We start from the raw sequence: 6,000 nt of genomic DNA, 5'->3' as shown, positions 1-6,000 counted from the left end.
GCGCCCTCGTCGAGACGACGGGTGGGGCGCTCGATCCGGACGGTCGCGTGCAGCACGGTGATGCCCTCCGGGGACGCGAGCACCGGGTTGAGCATCAGTGCACGCAGCGCCGGCAGTTCGTCGGCGAGCGCACCGACCCGGAGCAGCAGATCCTCACAGGCGGCCGCGTCGACCGGGCGCGCACCCCGGTATCCGAACAGCATCGGCGACGCCAGCGGTTCGCGAAGCAGGTCGTGGGCGTCGCGGTCGGTGAGCGGCGCCGCGCGCCAGGCCCGGTCGCCGATCAGCTCGGTGGCGATGCCGCCCAGGCCGAACCCGACGACCGGACCGAACGCGGCGTCCTGGACGACCTCGGCCACGCACACCACGCCGCCGCGTGCCATTCGCTGCACGAGCACGGTCGGGTTCGGGTCGCCGGACGCTGCCGCGATGCCGTGGTAGGCCGCACGAGCGTCCCGGGGCGAGTCGACGTCGAGCCGCACCGTGCCGAGATCCGCGCGGTGCCGAAGTGTCTCGTCCGCGGCCTTCACCGCGACCGGGTAACCGAGCTCGGACGCCGCGGCCACCACCGCTTCCGCCCCCACCACGCGCCGGCTCGGCCAGACGCTGATGCCGTACGCGGCGAGCAGCTCCTCCGCGTCACCGTCCTCGAGGTCGACGCCGTCCGGGTGCTTGTCGATCGTCCGGCCGACGATCGTGCGCGCGCGGCCCACGTCGGTGTTGAGCAGGTACGGCAGCTGACCGGCCGGAGCACGCCGCCACTCCGCGTACGTCGCCACCTTGCCGAGCGTGCGGGCGGCCGCCTCCGGCGTCGCGTAGGACGGCACCGAGCCGCGCGCGACCATGAAGTCCTGGCTGGGCAGCAGCACGGTGCGGTCCGGGTCCTCTCCGGAGGCGGAGCGCTCCACCGCGTCCGCATCGGCGTCGGACGCGCCCACCGGCACTAGGCGGCGCAGCCGTTCGGGCATGCCGTTGGCGGCCAGGAAGGAGGCGATCACCGGCACCCGCGCGTCGGCTCCCACCTCACGAAGGACGTCGGCGTAGGCGGACTCCGGGACCGCCAGCGCGGGCACGAACACCACCAGCACCGCGTCGATCTCCGGGTCGTCGACCGCGGAGCGCAGGGCCGCCCGCAGCTCGTCGGGGGTGACGTCCGGACCGACGTCGATTCGCCGATCGGTCGGGACCTCCAGGCCGTTGGCCGCGCACGCGTCGGCGGCGAGCGCCACGAGCACGGCCGCGTTGCCGATCACCGCCGTCCGTCGGCCGGCCGGCAGCGGCTGGTAGGCCAGCAGCTGCCCGATGTTGAACATCTCCCCCAGCGCCTCGGCCCGGATGACGCCGGACGCCCGGTAGAGGGCCTGCAGGCCGCGCTCGCCAGGCCCACCGGCGAGACCGGGGGTGACACCTCGGCTCTTGAGGACGACGACCGGCTTGCGGCGGGCCAGGCCGCGGGCGACCCGGGTGAACTTGCGCGGGTTGCCGAAGGTCTCGAGGTACATCATCACGACGTCGGTCTCCGGGTCGTCCCGCCAGTACTGCAGCAGGTCGTTGCCGGAGACGTCGGCCCGGTTGCCGGCCGACGCGAACGTCGAGAGGCCGAGGCCACGGCGGTCGACCTCGGCGAGCAGCGCGATCCCCAGTGCGCCGGACTGGGTGAAGAAGCCGACTCGGCCGCGGCCTGGCACGTGCGGTGCGAGCGTGGCGTTGAGCGAGACCGCCGGGTCGGTGTTGGCCAGCCCGAAGCAGTTGGGGCCGACCACACGCATGCCGTTGATCCGCGCCATCTCGACCAACTCGGCCTGGGCGCGGGCGCCCTCCGGACCGATCTCGGCGAACCCGCTGGACAGGATGACCAGGCCGGCGACCTGCTTGGCCGCACAGTCCTCGACGACCGACCGGACCTGTTCAGCAGGTACCGCGATCACCGCCAGATCGACCTGACCGGGGATCTGCCGCACGGACGGGTACGCCAGGACGCCATCGATCTCGGCGGCGTTGGGGTTGACCGGGTAGATCGGGCCGGTGAACTGCGCGTCGCGGAGGTTCTCGAACACCGCGCGGCCCATACCGCCGGGCTCGCGGCCGACGCCGACCACCGCGACCGCCGACGGGTTCATCAGACGGCGGATCGACCGCGCCTCGGTGCGGCGCTCGCGGTCGTGCAGCACCTCCAGGATCTGCGGCGTCTCCTGGGTGTCGAACGTGAGGTGGACGACGCCGTCCTCGAAACTGCGGGCAACCTCGTAGCCTGCGTCGGTGAACACCCGGATCATCGCGCCGTTCTGCGGCAGGATCTCGGCGACGAACCGGGTGATGCCCTCTTCCCGCGCGGCTTCGGCGAGGTGCTCGAGCATCACCGAAGCGATACCGCGGCCCTGGTGGGCATCCTCGACGACGAACGCGACCTCAGCGGTGTCGGGATCGGACAGCTGCTCGTACCGGCCCACGGCGATCAGGTCGGAGCCGAGCACGGCGACGAGCGCCTCGCGGCCGGCGTGGTCGACCTCGGTGAACCGCTTCAGGTCCCGCGGGGGGATGCGCGGGTACGGCGAGAAGTACCGCAGGTAGCGGGTGCGGTCGGAGAACCGGGAGTGCAGCGCGACGATCGCGTCCGCATCGTCGGGCCGGATCGGACGGAGATGGACCGTGCCGCCGTCGGAGAGGACGACGTCGGCCTGGCGGTGCTCGGGGTAGGGCTTCGCGGCCGGATCTTCCGCGGTGGGCTCCGCTCCGCCTTCACCGGCCACGGTTTCGCGGAGGTCCGTCGCGCCGGAGTCGGCGCTGCCCGTGGTGCCGTCCCCGGCCGCGCCGTCGCGGGGAGTGGCGTCCGCGGATGCGTCGTTCCCAGCGGCGCCATCGTCGGAGAGGGCGCCGGAGCCGGAGGGCGAGGTGGCCGGGTGGTCGTCGGGCATGTCAGTCGCGGGGGTCGTCGGGGTCGAGGCCGTGCAGCGGGAACACCGCTCGGCGAGTGGCCAGGATGGCCCGGTCGATCGGGTCGGTGCGCGAACCCGGATCCCACGGCAGGTATGTGATGTCCGCCCCGTCACCCATCACCGTGGGGACACGCGCGGCCGGCCGCTTCGACGCGGCGAAGCCCCGCCAGTTGTTCGGGATCGCGTGCGACGTGGTCACCGGCTCGCCGGTGGCGGTGGCCAGCAGGTGCGACCAGGTCCGAGGGACGACGTCCACCAGGCCGTACCCGCCACCACCGAACACCACCCAGCGGCCGCCGGTCAGCTCGTGGGCGAGTCGTCGCATCGCCAGCTGTGCGGCGCGCTGCCCCTCGACGGAGAGCATCAGGTTGGCCAGCGGGTCGCGGAAGTGGGAGTCGCAGCCGCACTGGCTGACGATCACCTGCGGCCGGAACGCCCGGACCACCGACGGCACCACCGCGTGGAACGCCCGCAGCCAGGCCGCGTCGCCGGTGCCCGCCGGGATCGCGACGTTCACCGCGGTGCCCTCCGCGTCCGGGCCGCCGACCTCGGTGGGGAAGCCGGTGCCGGGGAACAGCGAGACCGGCGACTCGTGCAGGCTGACCGTGAGAACGCGCGGGTCGTTCCAGAACACCGCTTGGACGCCGTCACCGTGGTGGACGTCGATGTCGATGTAGGCCACCCGCTCGGCGCCCAGCTCCAGCATCCGGGCGATCGCGATCGCCGGGTCGTTGTACACGCAGAATCCGCTGGCCCGATCGGGCATCGCGTGGTGGAGACCGCCCGCGACGTTGACCGCGTGCAGCGCCTCGCCGCGCCAGACCGCCTCGGCGGCCCGGACGCTCATGCCGGTGATCAGGGACGCCGCGTCGTGCATGCCCTCGAACAAGGGGTTGTCCGGGGTGTTCAGGCCCCAGCCCCGGAAGAACGGATCGTGCGGGGCGGCTTGCACCGCGTGCAGGTACGCCTCCTGGTGCACCAGCCGCAGCGTCTGCCGGTCGGCCGGGGGCGCGGCGATGACCGACACGTTCGGCCGATCGAGGACGCCGAGTTCGCGGGCGAGCGCGATCGTCAGCTCCACCCGGACCGGGTCGAGGGGGTGGTCGCCGAAGTTGTAGGCGGCCACCGCCGGATCCCAAACCACGGTGACCGGAGCAGCCTGGGTCTCCGCGGTGATCTCGACATCCGGCGTCTGCTCCGTCGCCGGCCGGGACCGCTCAGTCGTCACCCACTCATCTCATCACGCGGAGCCGCCCCGCGGAGCGGCTGTCCACAGGACGTTCGCGGGGCCCGTCACCATCGGTGCCTCAACCCCGGTCCGTGCCGTTACGGATCGTGCGGGCACGGCCGAGCGACGGTGACGTTTCCGGGCGGATCGGAGCAGGTCGTGGGGGCGATCACCTATATCTTGAATGGTTCAAGAAAATGACGGACGGGGGGTATGCTGACCCCAGGAGAGCCCGTGTCACGAGCTGGGGCCCAACCGGCGAGAATCGTGGCACTTCCGGTCGGCCGGACGGCGTCGGCGGGAGCGAGTGGTCCCGGACGGACCACCGAGGCAGCGGTGAAAGAAGCGAGGCGGCGACGTGAGTGACCTGATCGACACCACGGAGATGTACCTGCGCACCATCCTCGAGCTCGAGGAAGAAGGGATCACGCCGCTGCGGGCGCGCATTGCCGAGCGACTGCACCAGAGCGGGCCGACGGTGAGCCAGACGGTCGCGCGGATGGAGCGCGACGGGCTCCTCACCGTGCAGGGCGACCGGCACCTGGAGCTGACCGAGCTCGGCCGGCACCGCGCCGTGTCGGTCATGCGGAAGCACCGGCTGGCCGAACTGCTGCTCGTCAACGTGATCGGGTTGGAGTACGAACAGGCGCACGCCGAGGCCTGCCGCTGGGAGCACGTCATGAGCGCCGAGGTCGAGCGCAAGGTGTACCAGCTGCTCGGCCGGCCGCGGGTGTCGCCGTACGGCAACCGGATCCCCGGCCTCGCCGAACTCGACGCCGACATCCACGAGCCGGACCTGAAGCCGACGCGTGAGGTCACGCTCGCGACCGCGCCGACCGGCGACGAGGTCGTCATCCGGCGCCTCTCGGAGCAGCTCCAGGGCGACACCAGCCTGATCCACGACCTGCACTCGGCGGGCGTGGAGCCGGGGGTGTCGGTGCTCGTGGACCGATCCGACCGCGACGTGACGCTGACCCACGGCGACACGACCGTGAAAATCCCGCGCTCGTTGGCGAACCTGGTCTTCGTCAGCTCTTCCTAGGGCCCGCCCGCCGCGGGCGGGGTCCGACCCGCCCGCGCGAGCCTGTTCACGACGGCCCGCTCGACGTCATGGCCTCCCGACGTCCCGGCTCGGGGTGCCGATCCCGTCGGCGGCTTGCTCCTGCCGGTCACCGGCCCGCTCAGACGCCCGCCTCGCTCTGGGCGAGCTCCCGGTCGGAACGCCAGCAATGCAGCGCCCGCGGCTCGTGCCGCGGGCGCTGTCGCGTCCGCGGCGGTAGCGGGTGTAGGCCGCGCCGGGATTCCCCGAAAGAACACCTCTGGGGGTGCCCGCAGAGGTTGTATTCCCGAAAACCGGGCGGCGCGCGGTCAGGGCGCCGGGTGGGGGTCCTGGAGCGCGACGTACTCCTCGACCTGGTGGGGAGTCGGATCGATCCCCGCTTCCTCGGCGAACTCCTCCGCCACGTCCGCGTGGTTGTCCGGGTCGATCTCCAGGTCCTGCTCAACGAGGTCGTCGCGGGCCGACCGGCCGCTGTCGGCGACGTTCTGCACCGGGTTGTTCTGCATGAGTAACGCTGCCCCCTCCACTGGTGCCACGAGCTATCGACCGCGCCGGAATACCCCGCACCGGCACGCACATGCGCCCCACGAGCGACGTGTTCGACGACTCCCCGGCGACCGGCAGTTCCGCGGCCAACCCGCGCCCAGCAGTCGCCACGCGCAGTGTTCCGTTAGCGAGCGTCCGGTAAGAGTGGAACTGCAACCTCGCCCCAGGCGCGCCAGGAGATGCTTCCATCGAGGCGCGCAGGCGGCGCGGCTCGCTGGACGACTCCCCTC

The 6,000-nt window shown here is 72.3% G+C and carries 4 protein-coding genes; 1 reads left to right on the top strand and 3 read right to left on the bottom strand.

Annotated elements, in window-relative coordinates:
• Positions 1 to 2,915: bifunctional acetate--CoA ligase family protein/GNAT family N-acetyltransferase (locus tag ABEB28_RS41350; protein WP_345733783.1), on the bottom strand; the 2,915-nt coding region annotated here is incomplete at its 3' end.
• A gap of 1 nt (position 2,916) precedes the next feature.
• Positions 2,917 to 4,113 carry an acetoin utilization protein AcuC gene (locus tag ABEB28_RS41345; RefSeq protein ID WP_376980723.1) on the bottom strand — a complete coding sequence of 399 codons (1,197 nt, stop codon included), beginning with the start codon at positions 4,111 to 4,113 and terminating at the stop codon, positions 2,917 to 2,919.
• A 409-nt stretch (positions 4,114 to 4,522) separates the two neighbouring features.
• Here ABEB28_RS41345 and ABEB28_RS41340 point away from each other — a divergent pair, with 409 nt between their 5' ends.
• Positions 4,523 to 5,206 (top strand): iron-dependent transcriptional repressor DtxR, encoded by a 684-nt coding sequence (locus ABEB28_RS41340; RefSeq protein WP_345733782.1) that lies wholly within the window; start codon positions 4,523 to 4,525, stop codon positions 5,204 to 5,206.
• A 326-nt stretch (positions 5,207 to 5,532) separates the two neighbouring features.
• On the opposite strand, the gene ABEB28_RS41335 is transcribed toward ABEB28_RS41340, so the two are convergent.
• Positions 5,533 to 5,760, bottom strand: coding sequence for a hypothetical protein (locus ABEB28_RS41335; RefSeq protein WP_345733781.1), 228 nt, complete (start codon positions 5,758 to 5,760; stop codon positions 5,533 to 5,535).
• Positions 5,761 to 6,000 lie beyond the last annotated feature (240 nt).

Origin of the sequence: Cryptosporangium minutisporangium, from assembly GCF_039536245.1 — a bacterium.
GTDB classification, from domain to species: Bacteria; Actinomycetota; Actinomycetes; order Mycobacteriales; family Cryptosporangiaceae; genus Cryptosporangium; species Cryptosporangium minutisporangium.
This window is presented reverse-complemented; position numbering and strand designations above follow the sequence as displayed.